Here is a 19,260-nt window from a genome sequence, read left to right as displayed (position 1 = left end):
ACACCCGAAGACAACAATGTGTTACTTTATTAGTGATGCGATTATTTTAAAATTATATTTACTTTCTCCCCAGACAGAACGAGCCATTCTTTGTGAAGATCATTCATATTTCATACAACATTCCCCGGCCAAATTTCAGCGATCCGGAAGCATGGCTCAAAAGAATAAGCTTTACGACCCATGTATTGCACCACATGGCCACGTATGCCTCAACGGTTGCTATTTACAATATCCAATACAAAGGGTTCGTAGAGAAAAACAACGTATCCTATTATTTTCCAAATTTTAGTCGGTGGGCGCTGCGTTTTCCATTTCGGTTCAATCGATTTGTAAAAAACCTGCAGCCAGATGTTGTTATTGTACATGGGCTTATATTTCCCTGGCAAGTGGTTATGCTTCGAATGCAGTTGGGACAAGCCGTAAAAATCTTAGCGCAACATCATGCTGAACGCCCGTTTTGGGATGTTCTCAGAATTTTTTTTCAACGCTGGGCGGATCGGCATATCGATGCCTATCTTTTTGCTTCACAAGACCTCGCGAGCGATTGGCTGGCAAAGCAACAGATACGCAACGCGTCCAAAGTAAAAGAAGTAATGACAGCATCCTCATCATTTTATCCCATGGACAAAAAAATCGCCCGACAAGTGACAAGGGCAACCGGAAAGCATGTTTTTCTATGGGTCGGGAATCTGAATGAAAACAAAGATCCCGAAACCATGGTCAGGGCCTTTACGCGGTTTGCCCATCGCCATGAAGGAGCGTCACTTTACATGATTTATCAGTCGGTTGAATTATTGCGACAGCTAAAAAAAATCCTTTCGGAGAGCTCCACAGGTCATCGTGTTTTTCTTGTCGGCAAGGTTGAAAACGATGAGCTTCTGCATTGGTACAACAGTGCTGATTTTATAGTTTCAAGCTCCCACTACGAAAGTGCCGGCATTGCCGTATGCGAGGCACTTTCGTGCGGATGTATTCCCATCCTTACAAACATTCCCTCTTTCCGCATGATGACCCAGCGTGGTGCGATGGGTGTGCTGTTTGAGCCGGGCGATGAAGATGGTCTGGTATCCGCATTGGCAAGAGGCGTGACGTTGAACAGGGCCGAGGAGGTTGAAAAAGTATTGCAGAGATTTAACGAGGCATTGTCCTGCGATGCTATTGCACGGAGAATAATGCAAATTATCCAGGAGGAAACATGACGGCCACAAAAGAAAATAAACCAAACGTTGCGATCATTATTCCTGGAGGTATCGGAACGGGTCGCAACAACATCGGCGTTCCCGTCCTTGAGCGGATCATAAAGTTGCTGGCAGTCGATTTTAATATCACAGTATTTCAGCTTTATAAGACCAACGACGATTACACCGCTTCAGGCTTTGAGCTCATTGATGTGTACTCACCCTATCCATGGTTGAAAAGCGTGAAGGCTATAGCGGCGTTATGGAAAGCTCATCGGCAAAAGAAATTTGTAGTCATCCATGGCTTTTGGATTTTGCCGGGAGGTTTTTTGGCGGTTGTCTTGGGAAAAATATTGAACGTCAAAAGTATTGTGAGCGTATTGGGTGGCGATGCCGTTGGTCTTCGGTCGATCAACTATGGGCAGCTTTTAAATCCTTTTTATAAATGGTTAAGCCAGTATACCATCCGTCACGCCAGTGAGGTTATGGCCTTGACACAGTATCTGGTAAACAATTTGCAGAAGGCGGGCATTGCGAGAAAAGCAATACGCATTGTGCCCTGGGGTATCGATACCTCGCTTTTCAATTTTCAGGAAAGGCCTCTTCAGCTTCCGGTTCAATTTCTTCACATTGCTAATCTGCATCCAGTCAAAGATCAACCTACCCTGTTGCGCGCATTTGCCCGCATAGTCAGTGAAACACCCGCGCACCTGACCATCATTGGCGAAGGTGCAAGAGAACAACAACTGAAAATGATGGCGAATGACCTTAATATTTCTGAGTACGTCACATTTCGAGGCCTGATCCCCTATGAACAACTCCCGGAACAATATAGAAAAGCCGATATACTCTTGCATACGTCCTTGTCGGAGGGACAAAGCGAAGTGGTCACGGAAGCCATGAGCAGCGGCCTGCTGGTATGCGGTACCGCGGTTGGTTTGCTGTTCGATCTGCCGGAATGTTGTGTTGCGGTCCCCGTCGGCGACCACCAGACGTTGGCGCAGGAAACGTTGAAGATCATCCGAAACCCGGAAAGATTGGCATACATTCGACAAGCGGCCCATCAATGGACGCTGATCCACTCCATTCAGTGGACAGCCGAGAATACCAAAAATCTTTACGTGTCATAATTTTATGAATGCTTCAAATCGAAAGCCGCGAATAGCATTATTAGGAACCGGCGTCCTGGGGGGCGGGTCGCTGGGGCAGGGCGTTCCCGTCGTTGCAAACTTGTTTAAGAGATTGTCACTCCAGTATGATATTGTGTATTACTCTTACGTTCCAATTGATACAACACAGATCCCTGCGGCGATAAAAGTCAGACAACCGGTACGTTGGCGCCTGCCTGGCCGGGTAAAATATTTTTGCCTTACACTGCGATGCGCATGGGATCATCTGTTTCGACCCTTTGATATCATATTCGCCGTTTCCGTATACCCAACAGGATGGTACGCCCTCCTGTTAAGAAGACTTATTCGCAAACCACTGGTTGTTCAACTCATTGCCTGTGAGGCAGCCGCCCTACCGGATATTGGACATGGAAATTTGATCATCCCCTGGCTGGCAGAGATCACGAGAAGAGTGTGCGCACAAACCGACGAACTAGTGACGATTTCCGATTTTCAAAAAGAAGTTGCTTTGCGTAGTTTGCCCACCACGAGAAAGATCAATACCCTGATTTTAGGAATAGACAGCAAGAAATTCCCCTATCATCAAAGAGAAATTTCGTTGCCGGTTCAATTCCTTCACATCGCCTATCTCAGCCCGATCAAGGATCAGGAGACCATGTTCAAGACGTTTTCCATCATTTCGAAAAGCGTTGCCTGCCGATTGACGGTGATTGGCGATGGCTACAATATCCCCCGTGTTCGGCAATTGCTCGAAACATTGAACATTGAGAACTTGGTCGACTTTGAAGGTGCCATAGCGCAGGAAAAAATACCTGCCTGTTTTCAAAAAGCTCACATTCTCCTGCATACTTCCCGTTTTGAGGGTAGTTGTGCCGTGGTGGAAGAGGCCATGACGAGCGGAGTGGTCGTTTGTGGCACGGCTGTAGGGATGTTGGCTGATGTCGGCGAGCGATTGGCCGTTGTAGCAGCTCCCGGCGACGCTGAGGGATTAGCAGAAAGGACCCTTCAGTTAATTGCAGATCCTCTTCGCTACAATATGCTGGGCAGAGAAGCCCGCCAATATGTGCTATCCTATAACGCCGATTGGGCGGCTGAAAATTATCGTCTGTTTATCGATTCAATGATATCTAAGGGAAATGTTGGGAAATAACTCAATGTCTGTATCCCTTCCAGAGCGAACAAGAGAAAAAATGTGTAAAATAACTGTTGAAGAAAGACAGGGCCAAAATAGAGACTGGTGATGGCCTGCAACAATTTAGTATTTGTTATTTTGATCTACGTCGAACAGCGTATATGTTATTTGTAGAATGATTTACCTCTAGGGTAAGGGCTATTGGTTCAATGATTTCTGCTTTTTCAAGGCGATTTCTTAACATAGAAATAGATTTGGAATCTCGTTCAGTCAGGAAAAGGATTGTATATTAGTTATGGAAAATCCGAAGGCCTCTCAGCGCTCACGAGAGTTTCGGAAACATCGTTTTGGAAATCGTTTAACTAAACCAATATGATTATGAAAAAAATTAAAATCCTTGCCCTGTTATTACTTTGTTATGTGGGCTTGAAGGCCCAAACCACAACACCCTACGGGACCTCTTCAGGTACTTTGGGAACGAACAATAGTTTCTTTGGATATTTCACGGGAAATGCTGCGTTAGGTACGAGTGCAAACAACTCCTTTTTCGGCGAGTCGACTGGGAGATCTTTAACAACGGGTGAGCGAAACACGGCGATAGGGTCGGAAGCTCTTTTTACCACCACCACGGCGTCGTTCAATTCTGCAGTTGGATACCAATCCCTTTACTTCAATACCAGCGGAACTGACAACTCAGGAATTGGCGCATACTCGTTGTATAAAAATACGACAGGGACAGATAATAGCGGCATTGGATATACGGCACTCTATAGTAATACAACTGGAATAAACAATACGGCCTTGGGGAGTTTTTCGCTTTTCTACAACGTTTCTGGTTCAGCCAATACGGCCGCGGGAACGAATTCTTTATTGAACAATTTGGGGTCCTACAATACGGCAATTGGATTTAAATCGCTGTTTTCAAATACGACTGGCTTTTCCAATAGTGCGATCGGATACCAGGCGCTAAATTTTAACACAACTGGCGCTTTTAATACAGCCAGTGGACAAGAAGCGCTCTACTCCAACACAACAGCGTCAGGGAATACTGCAAACGGATACAGAAGTTTATATGCTAACGCGACAGGAGCCAACAACACTGCTTTTGGAACTAGTTCCCTTCAAAACAACCTAGCTTCAAATAACACGGCGAATGGATTCAATTCACTATTTTCGAACACAGTAGGAGCGGGAAATACCGCAACGGGTTATCGAAGCCTTTATGGTAGCACGATTGGAGATTTCAACACAGCAAATGGTCAAGATGCGCTCTATTCGAATACCACGGGATCGTACAATCTCGCCATCGGCGGGAGTGCATTATTTTCTAATACGGGTGGAAGTTTTAACACTGCGGTAGGCTTTGAAGCGTTATATTCAGGAGCGAATATTGGTTGGAGTACAGCGATTGGATTTAAGGCGCTTCACTCTATATCCACTGGCGAGGGGAACACCGCAGTCGGATACACGTCTCAATATCTTACAAACATAGGTTACCACAATACATCTGTAGGCCATGCTGCGCTATACACGAATGCATTGGGTTATTATAATACAGCGATGGGTTATACCGCTTTATTTTCCAATTCTGCTGGTGTTCATAACACTGCTGTTGGGAACAATGCATTGTATAACAATACAATTGGCTCCTCCAATAGCGCGTTTGGCAGTTTGTCAGGACCGACATCTACCTCTGGACTTGACAATACTACGGCTTTGGGATATAATGCAATTCCTACGGCAAACAACACGGTTGCAGTAGGGAATACTGCCGTTGTCAAAATAAGCGGGCAGGTTTCGTGGTCTACTTTTTCGGATGGGCGTTTTAAAAAGGACATCAAGGAGGATGTGGCAGGCCTTGATTTTATTAATCATCTCAGACCCGTCAGCTATTCAATTGATTTCGAGTCGCTGAATCGTTTTCTCGGCGCTACAAAATTACCGGAACAAGGTCAGTCTGCTAAAAAGGAGAAAATAGTTAGACAGACTGGTTTTGTCGCCCAAGAAGTACAAGATGCAGTAGAAAAGTTAGGCGTCGTCTTTAATGGCGTGGATTTGCCTCAAAATGACAATGACCACTACAGCATTCGGTACTCTGATTTTGTAGTGCCTTTGGTAAGAGCCGTTCAGGAACTCACTCAAAAATTAGAAGACCAACAGCAGAAAATGGATATTTTGCTGAATAAAATTGCCACAACAGACTCTAAGGCGAATGATAGTGTATCGGTTGAGGCTGTTCTATTTCAAAATGTGCCGAATCCATTTTCAGTCGACACAGAGATCAAAATGAAATTGCCGGAATCTACGCTTCGCGCGGATGTAATGATATATGCGCTGGACGGAAAGGAATTAAAAGCAATCAATGTAAAGGAGCGGGGTGACGCAACTGTGAGAATTTCAGCTAACGAACTAGGAGCAGGTATGTATATATATGCCCTTTTATTGGACGGCAAAATTCTGGACACAAAAAGAATGATTCTAACTAAATGACCTTCGAAAGAGGACCGAGTTTTTATTCGGTCCTCTTATCTGTTTTGTTGCTAACGCAAGCCCTATTACTCTAATGTGCTACTGCGCGGCGTTATGACGAATCCTAAAGGATTGTAGGAAATGAATATGATAAAGATAAGACTCCGCCGCCCACAACAACTTGGCATTGGCTATTCGGCCGATAAGCATCGTATGCGTTCCGAGATTGTGATGTGCTATTAAATCGATTTCCTTATAAGATGCTGAGAACACCGGCACGGGGAAACCAAATCGTTCACTTTTAAGCACCTCGAACGCGAGGCTGTCCTGCGGGGGAGGACTGGCGCTGTGATTTCTTCCCAAAGCATAGATCACATCCAAATCTGCTCTTGCAGTGTCTCCGATGACAACCCGTTTTGATTGGATAATTTTATCAAGCGTAACATTCGTGGTGCGTAAGCCTAGCACGTATAGATCGGTCCCGGCAATGGAACACTGAAAATCCATTGGGAAAATATTATAATATGATGCTTCCTGAAAAGAAACCGCAATAACGCGCCGTGGATAGGAATACGCGGCCGCATAGAACTTGTCTTCTTGCGGAGTATTTTTATGTCTGAAGTATCGCCGCATGAACAACTGGAACAATGCATTCTTCTGATAGCAAGAGGCCTTCTCCGCTCTCACCACGAACAGAAAGCCATTTTCTGTTTCTATTTTTTTGATAACCGACGCAGTAATCTCTGCATGGATTTTTTGTCCCGTGGCTACGGAAATCATTAGGATATTCGTTTGGACTCTAATCGATTCAGCTGCAGTAAGCCAAACCGTGAGGCAAAAGGGTGCGTGGCAAACGATGCAATGCCGTTCGCTGATATCGAGTCGATCATCGTGCCAGGACAGGAAAACTTTTTCTTCCATCTTTCCGATGGCGATCCGGATGGGGGGAAAATTTTTTGCGACACGATCCCCAAAGAGAGCACGTTTCGCGATTGACTTCAAGAAGGACTTCATTTTTTCGCAAAGATTACCAAAACAAAATCCGATGGAGGGATCGCTGTAAACGAAAGCATATCAAAATAAGGCGAAGCGGCGTTTCTGAGTTTTTGCAGGCTGTGCACGAAAGTTTTGTGAAGCACTCCGTCGCGTTGATGGTGGATGGTTAAGGAGTTGGTCACTAACATGCGGAGCGCAGAAAAAACAGAATTCTTTTTAAGAATATGGCTCACGCGCGGATCCAGCAAGGCGGCTACAACATGAGATTGCTTGGAGGTGACCAGGGCAATCTTTTCAAAAAACTTCGACGTGTCTTCTATACAATTGAGGACTGCGAAGTTGGCGAGAACGCCATCGGCCTTCTCCTGGAAAGGAAGCGCCTGCTCCGACCATTCGCTGAATTCTGTTTGCCGATCAACAAAACGCACGAGCTCCGACGATGTAACCTTTTTCCGAGCTTCTTCTCTCATATTTGACGAGGGCTCCAAAAACAGGATTGTCGAATAGTATTCCTGAAGCCACGGAAGATCGAGTCCTGTGCCACCACCAAAATCAAGCACAACGCCGCGGGGCACGGTTTCTGTGAAAACCTGTGCAATTGTTTTGCGCGCCCTTGCATCGTGGTCGGTCAGAAAAGCATCGTATTGCCCGGCGATGGCATCATAAAACGACGTGATGGTCTCCATGGGTCTTGCCATTGGTTGAGCGTTTATTCCGTTGAGTTGCTGTAGTGAAGGGCTTTTGCCAACGACCGTTGCCGGTGCCAGATCATCCCCAGCTTCGCTGCCACCGATTTCACTTTGAGGAGCATGTTCTTAACATCCAGGGCGCGTTGCGATCCTTTTGCCCACTGAACTTCATTGATCACATGCCGCACCGCAAAATCATAATACCGTCTCGAATACGACCGCTTGAAATCAATCTCCCGGTCCGTACTGGTGGTCCAATCCAAAGAAGTAGTCTGATCCGCTTCCACCTCCTGGTAAAGCTCCGTACCCCGGATAGGATAAGCTACCGTGATCGTAAAATGATCAGGGTTGGATTCTTTGAGATGGTGAATAGTTTCCTCGATGTCGGCTTCCGTTTCGCCGGGATAGCCCAGCATGATGAAGGTGCCGGTTTCGATGCCGTAATTTTTGGTGAGCCGGATCATGTCGCGCACCTGGTTCACGTCCACGCGGCGGTCCATGAGGTCGATCACTTTTTGGGAGCCGCTTTCCGCGCCGATCCACACGCGGAAACATCCCGTTTCTTTTAGCAGCCGGACCACTTCATCGTTCATGCGATCGGCGCGCGTAATGCATTCGTAGGGAATGGTCACATTTCGTTTTCGCAGCTCGTCGCGAAAAGCAGTCAGCCATTTGTGACTGATCGTAAAAACATCATCCACAAACCATAGGCTGTCGGGCCGGTAGTCGCGCTGAAGGGCTTCCAGTTCGTCAGCAACTTTTTCGGGCGATCGCCTCCGGTAACTTAATCCATAAACCGCACGACTGCACCACTTGCACGTGTAGGGACAACCACGCATGGTGCTCACCGAGATCGCATTGGTGCCATGCCGTTCTTTCCAGGCGTTGAGGTACAGATGAAGGTCTATTTTGTGACGGGCCGGTATCAGTTCGTTGATGTCCTTGATCTTGTCGCGTTCCGGGTTTTCAACAAAGAGGTCGTCTTGAAGAAAGGCAATGCCTTTTATGTCATTCAGAAATGCTCCGGGACGATAGGCGTGTTGAGAGAGGTTTGTCACCAACTCCAACGTAGTTTCTTCGCCCTCGCCGATCACGATGACATCGGCCCCGGCGCGCAGGAAATTTTCAGCGCTATGTTTCACTTCCGGGCCACCGAGGATGACGCGGGTGGCAGGGAGATTTTTTTTAACAAAGCGAACGATCTCCAATATGTTCAGCTTTGTCATCAGGTTCACATAAAGCGCCAGCAGTGGCGGACTTGTGTGCAGCAAATGGTCCTGGAAATTTTTTTTGGAGGAGAAGGTCGTGTCGTAGACTTCGTTTTTTATTGCATGTTTGTCCAGGTAGGCCGCGATATAGAGGATTCCCAGCGGCGGGTAAGGACGCATGATGCGCTGTTCCTTCACATCGTCTTCTAAAAAATATCCATGCGCAAGCAATACATCCATGGCTGTTCAGTGCTTAGGCGGCAGGGAAAATAAAGTTCATAGAAGCCGGAGGTCGATGAGGAAGTGATCGGCCATGCCGCCCAGAAAGGAGAACCGGTCCAGCGCTTGCTCCATCCGGTTGAGTTGAAGCAGCAGTCTTTTTTTGCGCGAAAAGAAATTTTCAAAATAGGAGGGGGGGATGGCAAATCCTACGGGCTTTGTCGTCACGTGACGGAAAGCGTGCTTCGACCATTTCTTTATTTGGGTGGGGGTGTAATACCAGGTTTTCATCTGTGTGCCTTGCAGATCGGCCATCACTTCTTTGTCGGTCATCCGGCGAAAGGCTCGCAGGAAACGGAGTTTCATCAGGAAATAGTTGGTCTCCCAGAGACAAAATTTGGGCATGACCACGGCAACAAAACGACCGCCGGGCGAAAGGATGGACGGAATTTTGGCCAGCAATTTCTGCATGGCTTCCGGGTTAATGCAATTCAAACCGCCGAAGTTGGAGAACACCAGGTCGAATTTTTTGTCAAACAGCGTGTCGTCAAAACTATCCAGGTCGAGGTATTGGGAGCTGATCTTGTTTTGCATGGAATATTGCTGGGCCTTTTGCATGGTCACCTTCAGCATCTCTTCCGAAACATCGGTAGCCACAATGTTGAAGCCTTTTTCGCTAAACAATAAGGCGTCTTCCCCCGTACCGCAATTCAATTCCAGGATTTCCAGCCCGTTCAATTCGGGGGTGATCTTTTCCAGGTAGGACCATACCCTTTTCCGTTGCAATTGACCAATGGCGCTCCGCGTGAACTGGGAGTCGTAGGAGGTGGCGATATGATCGAAGGGGGCTGCCATGTTACCGCTGATTTGGGATGGTAGAGTCTTTTAAGATACGAAGTCTTTTGGACAAAAGTGTGACACGGGCGCCGAAATAAAACGTACCTAGGCCTTGCTTAAGGTCCTTATACGTAAGACGCAAAGGACTGCGCATAAGTTTCTTCAAACTGGCATAACCTTTTTGTTTTCGATACACGTAGTGCACGTACCTGTGTAACGCTTTATAATACGCATTGTTAAATGTGCTTTTAAAGAGCATGGCCAAATCATCGGAATCGGACCAATTTTGCTTTTCCAGGAGCTGTCCTTTCACGTTTTCATAAAATTTTGTGCCCGGCAGGGGGTACGAAATCGAAATTCCCACTTCCTCAGGCATCAATTCCAGCACCATCCGCAGGGTTGCCTGGATGTCGGTTTCCGTTTCGCCGGGGTAGCCGAATTGCAGAAAGAAGCCTACAGCGATGCCATGTGTCTTTAAGAGGCGGGTCGCGTCATAGATTTGTCCCACCGTAGTGCCCTTGTCCATGGCATCCAAAACGGATTGTGACCCGGATTCAGCCCCCACCCAAACCGTTCGGGCTCCCGAGGCGGCCAGGGCGTCGATCACCTCGTCTTCCAGCAAAAGGTCCACGCGGGACTGGATTTTATAGATAAAAGACAACTTTCGCTCTTTTACAATCCGGTTAAATTCCTGCACCCAACCCGGCCGTAGCCCGAAAATATCGTCGCTCATCCAGAAATGGTCCGGCCGGTGGTGTTCCAATAAGAAAGCGATCTCGTCGGCAACGTGCTGTGGCGACCGTGACGTATAGCGGTTTCCGTAGATCGGTTTGGCGCACCAGTTGCATTTGAATGGGCAGCCGCGGGTAGTGGCCAGGTTCAGCGAAAAATAGCCATGATGTTTTAACCACAGCGTGCGATAGGCTTCCATATCTACAAGGTCCCACGCCGGCATGGGCAGGGCATCCAGGTCGCGGAGCACGGTCCGGGGCGGCGTTAGGATGGTCGCCCCGTTTTTCTGGAAGGCCAGCCCTTGCACAGCCGACACGTCGCCGTCTTTTTCCAGGGTGCCGATGAGTTGCTTTAATGTTTCTTCGCCTTCACCCCGGATCACGTAGTCCACGTGATGCTGAAAATATTTTTCGTAGTGATCGGTGGCGTCGGAGCTGCAGATGATCACGGTGCAGCCGTGTTTGCGGCTTTCTTCGGCCATTACAAAGGCTGCCTCGCGCATCACGGTGAGACACATTTTGGTGAGATAGTTAAAACCATCGTCATAGATCACCACATATTGGGGGCGATGTTCGGTCAATGCCGGAACGATGACGTGTGGACCATCCTTTAGATTGTTATCCACCAACGCCACATCATGCCCTTGGGTCCGCATGACGGCCGCGGCCAGTATGGTGCCCAACGGCGGGTAGGGTTGTTTGAAGCGCCACTGTTTGGGGTCGCGCTTGTAGAAATACGAATGCGTAAACAGGATCTTCATACGCCACTGTCTTTTACTTGCCTGGTTCTTCTGCACAACTGCGCAACGGCGAAAGGCCGAACGCCTTAACCTTGTCAGCATACAGATCCAGGACCTTGCGCTGATAATTGCGGGGATGATTTTTGGAAGCGTGATCTTTCGTTTTGAACGCCACCTTGAAGTCGGCGTCAGAATAATCGCGCCGGTATAATTTTTCCCAGCGTTGCAAGGTCATCTTTTTAAAATGATGGTCGAGCCTGGAAAACGGTGCGAGGTTGAAAAATGCTTCGAGTATCTTTTTTAGGCCGCGTTGTTTCGAGGGCAATACGTCTTCGGTGGTGCGCGGCCGGAAGTTGGGGAAGAAATTGGTCAGCCAGGGATTGGCCTTCAGAAGATTTTGGTATTGCTCCGGGCCATACAAGGGCAACGCCGTGGCCAACTCGGTGGCGGTGAATAGATTTTTTTCTTCAATCTCCAAATGTTGCTCGTCAACAAAATAGTTCACACAAAAATATTTGTGCGAGTTGAAAAGAAAGATGCGTTTATACATCACCAGCAACGTCCGGGCAATCCATAAGCGGCCCGGGGCGGTGACGATAAAGAAGTCCAGGTCCGACTTCTCGTCCATATATCCTTTCGATAGCGAACCGGAGGCCATCACGCCCCGCACAAACGGGAAGCTTCCAATCAAGTGCGCTTTTTTACGCGCGAGTACCGTAAGCCGTTCGGCCTCGGCATTGCCTTTCGCCCGGCGTACAGTGTCGCTCTCGCCGGGCTGAATGCCAAAAAAATCCCCGAACTGCGAAATATAGCGATGGGCGGCGAGCACCCTCAATCGCGAATAGATATAGTCTTCGTGTTCCAGCGGCGCGCCGAGGAAGCGGTGGACTTCATCCGCCTTCAGGGGATAATGAAAGATGTCATAATAGAGCAAGGTGCGAAGGATGTGTTCATCCACTGCGTTAAACACCATGCGGTCCGGCAGAGCTACAGTCATACGACGCAAAGTTTTGAGTTTCTATCCTTTCTTCCGCAGGCGAAAACAGGGTGCAAACTGGGCAGTTGCTGTCCAAGCCACGGAATAAGAATGCAAAAAAACTGAAATGGGGTAAAACGTCAGGGGAGTTGACGGACGTTTAAAGGTAGTGAAATTTATGGGATGTGGTAATCATCGATAAAAAAAACGGTATTTTTTCGGAGAATACGTTGGGCTTCAATACGGCAATCCTAAAATCATTACCCTTCATCGTGTTCCTTGTTGTGTTACGAAATCTTTACAATGGTTAAATTGAGTGTTGATCTCCTAATTTATACTTGCCAGCAAAATGACGCTCCAGGACATTCTTATTGACCAGGCTGCTTTCGTGAAGAAGATAAAGTATACGTGCAAGACGATTCGTTCGTCTCCGAAGACTTTGAGACCTGTTATATTAAAGTAAGAGATCAGGAGAAAAGGATATTGCCAATCGAGGCCATTCGTAAACTTCCTGTAGTGCCCACGACGCATCCTCACTATAAAGAATGGCAAGTGCGGCAATTTTCGTCGCGAAAACTCGTAACCTATTTAAGTCAGAAAAATAGCTTGGTCGTCTTGGAAGTGGGTTGTGGTAACGGCTGGCTCTCTGCCATGCTCGCCAGAAATTTGGATGCCCTGGTAATCGGTGTCGATGTGCAACGCACTGAACTGAGGCAGGCCACACATGCTTTTGGTGAGCAGCAGAATTTATATTTTATGTATGTGAATATTTTCCGCGATGTATTTAGAAAGCAATCCATCGATGCGATCATTCTGGCGGCCTCAGTTCAGTATTTTGAAAATTTCAATGAACTGATTTCAAAATTATTATCTCTTCTAAAAGACACCGGAGAAATACATATCATGGACAGCCCGTTTTACGGATCACAAGACGATGTCTCACTCGCCAGGCAAAGAAGCGAACGTTATTTTGTTTTGACAGCGACGCCTGAAATGTGTGGCAAGTATTTTCATCATTCGTTCCAACAACTGGCGCATTACAACCATAAGGTGTTGTACAATCCCAAGTCCGTCATTTCTCGTCTCAAGAGAAAAGTGATCAAATTATCTCAAGGCGTATTCCCATGGATTTGCATTCGGAAATAGTGGATTTTTGGCGTTAGCCTTCCATGCACTTCCTCAACTTTTACTCCAGTATGTATTCAGATTTCATACGGCAACTGCGCCCAGACATATAACCATGTCTCCGTTAATCCCCGGTGTGTGATGTGTGCGGACCTCACAGCCGCACCCTGGAGTGAACCATACACAGGCTTAAGCGACATCCCTGGGAATTGCCTGACATTAAAAAGACATAAATTTTCCCAAATGTGCTCACCACACACGAAAACAATATTTGAATTTCCAGAAAAAGGATAGAATTTTATCACCCGTGTCTCCATAACATAAATCCGGACGCAACCCTATGAACACAACCCTTTCTTCCTTCGACGCCTACGCAGAACAGTACCAGAAAAGTATCGCAAACCCTGAAGATTTTTGGAGCAACATCGCCGCCGACTTCAAGTGGCGTAAAAAATGGGACAAGGTGCTGGAGTGGGACTTTCACAAGGCCGAAGTGAAGTGGTTCGTCGGCGGCAAGCTGAACATCACCGAAAACTGCATCGACCGTCACCTGCCCCAGCGTGCAAACCAAACGGCCATTATCTGGGAGCCCAACGACCCCAAAGACGAGGCCAAACACATTACCTATAAGGAGCTGCACGAACAAGTGAGCAAAGTCGGCAACATGCTTCGCGCGCAAGGTGTGAAGAAGGGCGACCGGGTGTGTATCTACATGCCGATGATCCCGGAGCTGGCCTACGCTGTGTTAGCCTGTGCCCGCATCGGCGCCGTACACTCCGTGGTCTTTGCCGGTTTTTCGGCAGGCTCCATTGCCGACCGCATCCAGGATTCCGGTTGCAGCATGGTGATCACCTCCGACGGTTCGTTCCGCGGGGAGAAAAAACTCGACCTCAAAAGCATCGTCGACGAAGCCCTGGAGAAATGCCCCACCGTGAAGAAGGCCATAGTCCTCCAAAAGCTGAAGATCAACGTCAAAATGAAAGCCGGCCGCGATTTGTGGTGGCACGAAGAAATTGCCAAAGCTTCGGCCGATTGCCCGCCCGAGGAAATGGACGCCGAAGACATGCTGTTCATTCTCTATACTTCCGGCTCTACCGGCAAACCCAAAGGCATGGTGCATACCTGCGGTGGGTATATGGTCTATATAAACTATACGTTCAAGACAGCCTTCCAATACCGCGACGGCCAGGTGTACTGGTGCACGGCCGACCTGGGATGGATCACCGGCCACTCCTATATTCTTTACGGCCCGCTATCGGCGGGTGGCACTACCGTGATCTTTGAGGGCATCCCTTCGTGGCCCGACATGGGCCGGTTCTGGCAGGCGATCGAACGGCATAAGGTGAATATTTTTTATACAGCGCCCACCGCGATCCGCTCGCTGGAGAAAGCGCCGCTGAGTTTTGTTGAAAAGTATGACCTGTCTTCCCTGGAAGTATTGGGCACCGTGGGTGAACCCATCAACGAAGAAGCCTGGCACTGGTACAACAAAAATATCGGTAAAGAAAAATGCCCCATCATCGACACGTGGTGGCAAACCGAAACCGGTGGCTTCATGATCTCGCCCATCGCCAACGTAACAAAACTGAAACCCGCCCATGCTACGCTGCCCCTACCCGGTGTGCAACCCGCTGTGATGGACGAAAATGGAAAAGAGCTGACCACAAATGGCGTCGAAGGACGTCTCACCATAAAATTCCCCTGGCCTTCCATGGCCCGCACCATCTATGGCGACCACAAGCGTTTTTTTGAAACCTATTTCTCGACCTTCCCCGGAAAATATTTTACCGGCGACGGCTGCAAACGCGATGAAGAAGGCTACTACAGAATAACGGGACGGGTAGACGATATCATCATCGTTTCCGGTCACAACATGGGCACCGCCGAAGTGGAAAGCGCCATCGACGAACATCACGAAGTATGCGAAACCGCGGTGGTGGGCTACCCTCATGACATCAAAGGTCAGGGCATCTATGCCTTCGTCATCCTCTATCATCCGCCCAAGGACGAGGATAAACTTCGCAGCGAGATCAAGGAAACCGTGTCCAAGATCATCGGCCCCATTGCCAAGCCGGACAAGATCCAGTTCGTGAGCGGGCTCCCCAAAACACGTTCCGGGAAGATCATGCGCCGCATTTTGCGGAAGGTGGCCGAAGGCGATACGTCAAATTTAGGCGACACCACAACCCTCCTGGACCCGGCGGTAGTAGACGAGATCAAAGCCGGTGCGTTGTAGGTTTTACTGCGGTTAAGAAATAAAGCGGACCGCGTTTGTCAAAGGCTTGCCTTCGGTGAACGCTTTCAGATTGCCCAGGGTGACTTGGGCAATTTGCGTTAAGGCCTCTTGTGTGAAAAATCCCTGGTGGGCGGTGATCAACACGTTGGGGAAGCTTATGAGGCGCATGATCACGTCGTCGGTCACGATGTGGTCGGAGAGATCGCGGAAGAAGAGCGATTCTTCTTGTTCATAGACGTCCACACCCAATGCGCCGAGGTGTCCCGACTTCAGGGCCAGGATAACGCTCTGGGTGTCGATGAGGCCGCCGCGGCTGGTGTTGATGAGCATGGCGCCGGGTTTCATGCGACCCAGGGTTTTGTCGTTGACCAGGTATTTGGTGTGTTCGTTCAGCGGGCAATGCAGGGAGAGCACATCGGCTTGGGGCAACACGTCATCGAGGGGCAGGTAGGTAACGCCCGCTTGTTTCAGGGCATCCTGCTCTACCACATCATAGGCCAGCACCCGGCATCCAAAGCCCAGCATGATCCTGCAGAACACCTGCCCGATGTTGCCCGTGCCGATGACGGCCACGGTCTTTCCAAAAAGATCGAAGCCCAGGAGGCCGGCGAGTGAGAAATTTTGTTCGCGGATTCGGTTATAGGCTTTGTGTGTTTTCCGGTTCAGTGTCAGCATCATGGCCACGGCGTGTTCGGCGACGGCATGGGGCGAGTAGGCGGGCACGCGCACCACGGGCAGGCCGCGTTTGGCGGCTGCGGCCAGGTCCACGTTGTTGAAACCGGCGCAGCGCAAGGCAATGATGATCACACCCAGGGCAGCAAGCTTTTCCAGCACGGCGGCATTCACCCGGTCGTTCACAAAAACGCAGACGGCCTGGGCACCGGCGGCCAGGTTCACGGTTTGCTCCGTGAGGGCAACTTCAAAGAAATCGATTTCGAAACCGAAGTCCTTATTGTGGCTTTCGAAGAATGTTTTGTCGTAGGACTGAGTGCTGAAGAAGGTGATTTTCATAGGGATAACATTGAGATAATGCGAACCCGGCGTTCCGGATTCCAAAATGAACAGCGTTTTGGCGATCCGCTGGATTTCCCGAATAAGATAGCGGTTTCCACCCGATTTCCGGGGGCTTCGTGTTGGTTTAGGATGATTATGCAAAATTCTTTGGGATGTATGATTTTCCCCGATTCTAAATAAAAGCGATTTCAACAGATGTTGCCGACGCGTTACTTTTGAAATCGGTAAACGCATTCCCCGTCGGGCTGATTTGATTGGTTTAGGTTGGACGTTATTTCTGGCTTCCACCCCGCGCGAAAAGACATCATCGATGTGAATGAAAAAAACCGCCCTCGTCGACCTTATGAAAAAAAATATATACGCTGTCTCCCTCTTCCTCCTGCTTGCCAGCCCGGCGTGGGCGCAATCGTCGTTCATTCCGAAGAACCTCGGACCCAACATCAACTCCACGTACGATGAGATCAATCCCGTGCTTTCGGCCGACGGGAAAACGCTTTACTTCTCCCGCGTCAATCACCCCTCCAACACCTTTGGCGCCACCGACAGCCAGGATATCTGGTTCTCGAAACTCCAGGCCGATGGTAGCTGGTCCGTTGCAGAACGCCTGCCGCGCTTCAACCTCGGTCATTACAACGCCGTGCTTTCCACCTCGGCCGATGGCAACACGCTTTTGATCAACGGCATCTATAGCGCCGACGGCATGACCTGGAAGAAGAACGGTCTCTCCACGGTGTCGAAGACGGCCGATGGATGGTCGATGCCCATGCCGCTGAAAGTATCCACGCGTGGCGCGAAAAGCCCCGCGTCGATGAGCGCCGATGGGAAGTCCATCGTGTTCAGCTTTGCAAAAGGCAAAACCAGCAAGCTCTATGTGAGTGAGCTGAATGAAAAAGGAAAGTGGACCAAACCCAAAAAGATCGACGCCCTTTCGTCTGACGCCGCCAGTGAAGAAACACCTTTCCTGTTGGCCGACAACAAGACCTTGTATTTTTCCAGCAACCGCGGCACCAACGGTAGCTATAACATCTATAAAACCACCCGTACGGGATCGGACTGGATCTCCTGGTCGGCACCCGTTGCCTTGAACGACACCATCAACACCTCCGGCTATGAGTCTTATTTCAAGACCAACGCCAACGGCAGCATGGGCTACTTTTCTTCCGGCAATCAATCGCTGGGCGGCGCCGACATCTTTAAGGTAAAAATCTATGAAGACAACCCTTTCATCATCGCCACCGGCAAGATCCAGAATCAAAAGAGCAACCGCACGCTGAAAGGCAAGACGGCAAAAATCCTGGTGAACGGCCAACCTGCCGACAGCGTTTGGATGCATGCTGATTCCGGGACCTACCGGTTGAAACTGCCGATGCGCAAACGTTATGAGGTATCGGTTGTGGTGCCCGACTACAAAGAAGTGAAAGATGTCATCGATGCTTCGGAAATAAAAGAATACACCGAACTGAACAAAGACCTGAAAGCCGAACCGCTGACGTACGTGGTGGTGAAGGGTAAACTGTTTATCAAAAACACCAACAACCTGCTTCCCGCCAAATCCAACGCCAAGATCGTGATCGATGGCGAGCAGGTGGACTCTGCGCGTGTGGACAAAGATGCCGGCACGTATGAAGTGAAGTTACCCCACGGCACACTCTACTATATGCAGGTGAGCGCCAAACATTTCGAATCTTTCCCCGAACCGCTCGACCTGAACGCTGTGGACGAATACCGGAGCATCACCCTCGACCTGCTGGCCGACGCCGAAAAAATGGCGATCGTTTCCGGCAAAGTGATCAACAAAAAAACTGGTCGCCCCTGGTCAGGCAATCCCGGTCTGCGGATCATGGTAGAAGGCATCGACAATTCTGCAGCCGCTATCGACTCCTTGCTGGGTACCTACGACTTGCGTGTGCCGTTGAAGGAAGCCTATGTACTCAGTGCCACCGCCCCGGGTTTTTATCCCATCGCCGAAACCATCGACGTCACAAACGAAACGAACGAAGTAACGCTGAGCCGCGATCTTTGGGTAGTGCCCATCGAAGTAGGTCAATCCGTACGGCTCAACACCATCTCGTTTGACCCCGACAAATCCGAACTAAAAGAAAAATCGTTCGCTGAACTCGACCGCCTTGCCGCCCTCCTGGAATCCGACAAAGCCATCCGCATCGAAGTGGGCGACCACAGCGATAAAGCCGGCAAAGGAAAACTCTCCTCCGCCCGCGCCAAAGCCGTCGCCGAATACCTGGTCCAAAAAGGAATCGCCAAAGAACGCATCGTGTCCAAAGGCTACGGAGGCTCCAAACCCCTAGCCTCCGCCAAAACCGAAGAAGGCAAAGCCAAAAATCAACGCGTAGAATTCACCATCCTCCGAAAATAACCTTTCGACAAGAGTCCACTTCCGATTTTTTTCAAATACACAAACCCCGGCAGGCACCGGGGTTTACTTTTTATATCTACGCCCAAATTAGCGACTACTCACTACTGGCTACTCACACTGACTCACGGCTTCCGGCTCTTTTTTACCCCTCTTTATGGAATCTGCCCGAACCCTGCATCTTACCCATACACTTTAATCCCACGGCC

14 protein-coding genes are annotated in these 19,260 nt (G+C 49.1%); 7 read left to right on the top strand and 7 right to left on the bottom strand.

Annotation, left to right across the window (positions count from 1 at the left end):
* Window positions 1-92: 92 nt before the first annotated feature.
* The 4 genes from BUB30_RS12165 (at window position 93) to BUB30_RS12150 (ending at window position 5,930) form a co-directional block, all read left to right on the top strand.
* Entirely contained in the window at window positions 93-1,199 is a 1,107-nt protein-coding gene (locus BUB30_RS12165; protein ID WP_143164875.1) for a glycosyltransferase family 4 protein, read from the top strand.
* Window positions 1,196-2,308 carry a glycosyltransferase gene (locus tag BUB30_RS12160; protein ID WP_073133993.1) on the top strand — a complete coding sequence of 371 codons (1,113 nt, stop codon included), beginning with the start codon at window positions 1,196-1,198 and terminating at the stop codon, window positions 2,306-2,308. Before BUB30_RS12165 ends, BUB30_RS12160 begins: the two co-directional genes overlap by 4 nt.
* Before the next feature lie 4 nt (window positions 2,309-2,312).
* Window positions 2,313-3,458: a glycosyltransferase gene (locus tag BUB30_RS12155; protein ID WP_073133991.1), complete on the top strand. Its 1,146-nt coding sequence runs from the start codon at window positions 2,313-2,315 to the stop codon at window positions 3,456-3,458.
* Between the two features lie 360 nt (window positions 3,459-3,818).
* Entirely contained in the window at window positions 3,819-5,930 is a 2,112-nt protein-coding gene (locus BUB30_RS12150) for a tail fiber domain-containing protein (RefSeq protein ID WP_178377083.1), read from the top strand.
* A gap of 78 nt (window positions 5,931-6,008) precedes the next feature.
* Here BUB30_RS12150 and BUB30_RS12145 read toward each other — a convergent pair whose 3' ends face one another.
* Genes BUB30_RS12145 through BUB30_RS12120 form a run of 6 tightly spaced genes read right to left on the bottom strand, consistent with a single transcriptional unit; the run spans window position 6,009 to window position 12,326 of the window.
* Window positions 6,009-6,923: a flavin reductase family protein gene (locus tag BUB30_RS12145; RefSeq protein WP_073133987.1), complete on the bottom strand. Its 915-nt coding sequence runs from the start codon at window positions 6,921-6,923 to the stop codon at window positions 6,009-6,011.
* On the bottom strand, window positions 6,920-7,603 hold the full coding sequence (locus tag BUB30_RS12140) for a methyltransferase domain-containing protein (protein ID WP_084138042.1): 684 nt from the start codon (window positions 7,601-7,603) through the stop codon (window positions 6,920-6,922). Before BUB30_RS12140 ends, BUB30_RS12145 begins: the two co-directional genes overlap by 4 nt.
* A gap of 11 nt (window positions 7,604-7,614) precedes the next feature.
* On the bottom strand, window positions 7,615-9,042 hold the full coding sequence (locus BUB30_RS12135) for a B12-binding domain-containing radical SAM protein (protein WP_073133983.1): 1,428 nt from the start codon (window positions 9,040-9,042) through the stop codon (window positions 7,615-7,617).
* Window positions 9,043-9,078: 36 nt separating this feature from the next.
* The gene (locus tag BUB30_RS12130; protein WP_073133981.1) at window positions 9,079-9,876 is read right to left on the bottom strand and encodes a class I SAM-dependent DNA methyltransferase; all 798 of its coding nucleotides are present in this window, start codon (window positions 9,874-9,876) and stop codon (window positions 9,079-9,081) included.
* Between the two features lies 1 nt (window position 9,877).
* Complete coding sequence (locus tag BUB30_RS12125) at window positions 9,878-11,350, bottom strand: B12-binding domain-containing radical SAM protein (protein ID WP_073133979.1); 1,473 nt, start codon at window positions 11,348-11,350, stop codon at window positions 9,878-9,880.
* A gap of 13 nt (window positions 11,351-11,363) precedes the next feature.
* Entirely contained in the window at window positions 11,364-12,326 is a 963-nt protein-coding gene (locus BUB30_RS12120) for a nucleotidyltransferase domain-containing protein (RefSeq protein ID WP_143164874.1), read from the bottom strand.
* A 387-nt stretch (window positions 12,327-12,713) separates the two neighbouring features.
* On the opposite strand from BUB30_RS12120, the gene BUB30_RS12115 reads away from it, so the two are divergent.
* A complete protein-coding gene (locus BUB30_RS12115) occupies window positions 12,714-13,451 on the top strand; it encodes a class I SAM-dependent methyltransferase (RefSeq protein WP_073133976.1) in 738 nt (245 codons plus the stop codon).
* A gap of 319 nt (window positions 13,452-13,770) precedes the next feature.
* Window positions 13,771-15,666, top strand: coding sequence for an acetate--CoA ligase (gene acs / locus BUB30_RS12110; protein WP_073133974.1), 1,896 nt, complete (start codon window positions 13,771-13,773; stop codon window positions 15,664-15,666).
* 12 nt (window positions 15,667-15,678) lie between these two features.
* Here the strand turns inward: acs and BUB30_RS12105 are convergent, their stop codons facing one another.
* Window positions 15,679-16,677, bottom strand: a complete 999-nt coding sequence (locus BUB30_RS12105) for a 2-hydroxyacid dehydrogenase (RefSeq protein ID WP_073135115.1) — start codon at window positions 16,675-16,677, stop codon at window positions 15,679-15,681.
* A 346-nt stretch (window positions 16,678-17,023) separates the two neighbouring features.
* On the opposite strand from BUB30_RS12105, the gene BUB30_RS12100 reads away from it, so the two are divergent.
* Complete coding sequence (locus BUB30_RS12100) at window positions 17,024-19,054, top strand: OmpA family protein (protein ID WP_178377082.1); 2,031 nt, start codon at window positions 17,024-17,026, stop codon at window positions 19,052-19,054.
* Window positions 19,055-19,260: the final 206 nt, after the last annotated feature.

Source organism: Chryseolinea serpens (genome assembly GCF_900129725.1).
GTDB classification, from domain to species: domain Bacteria; phylum Bacteroidota; class Bacteroidia; order Cytophagales; family Cyclobacteriaceae; genus Chryseolinea; species Chryseolinea serpens.
Note: the sequence above shows the minus strand (reverse complement) of the source record. Positions and strands in the feature narration are given on the sequence as shown.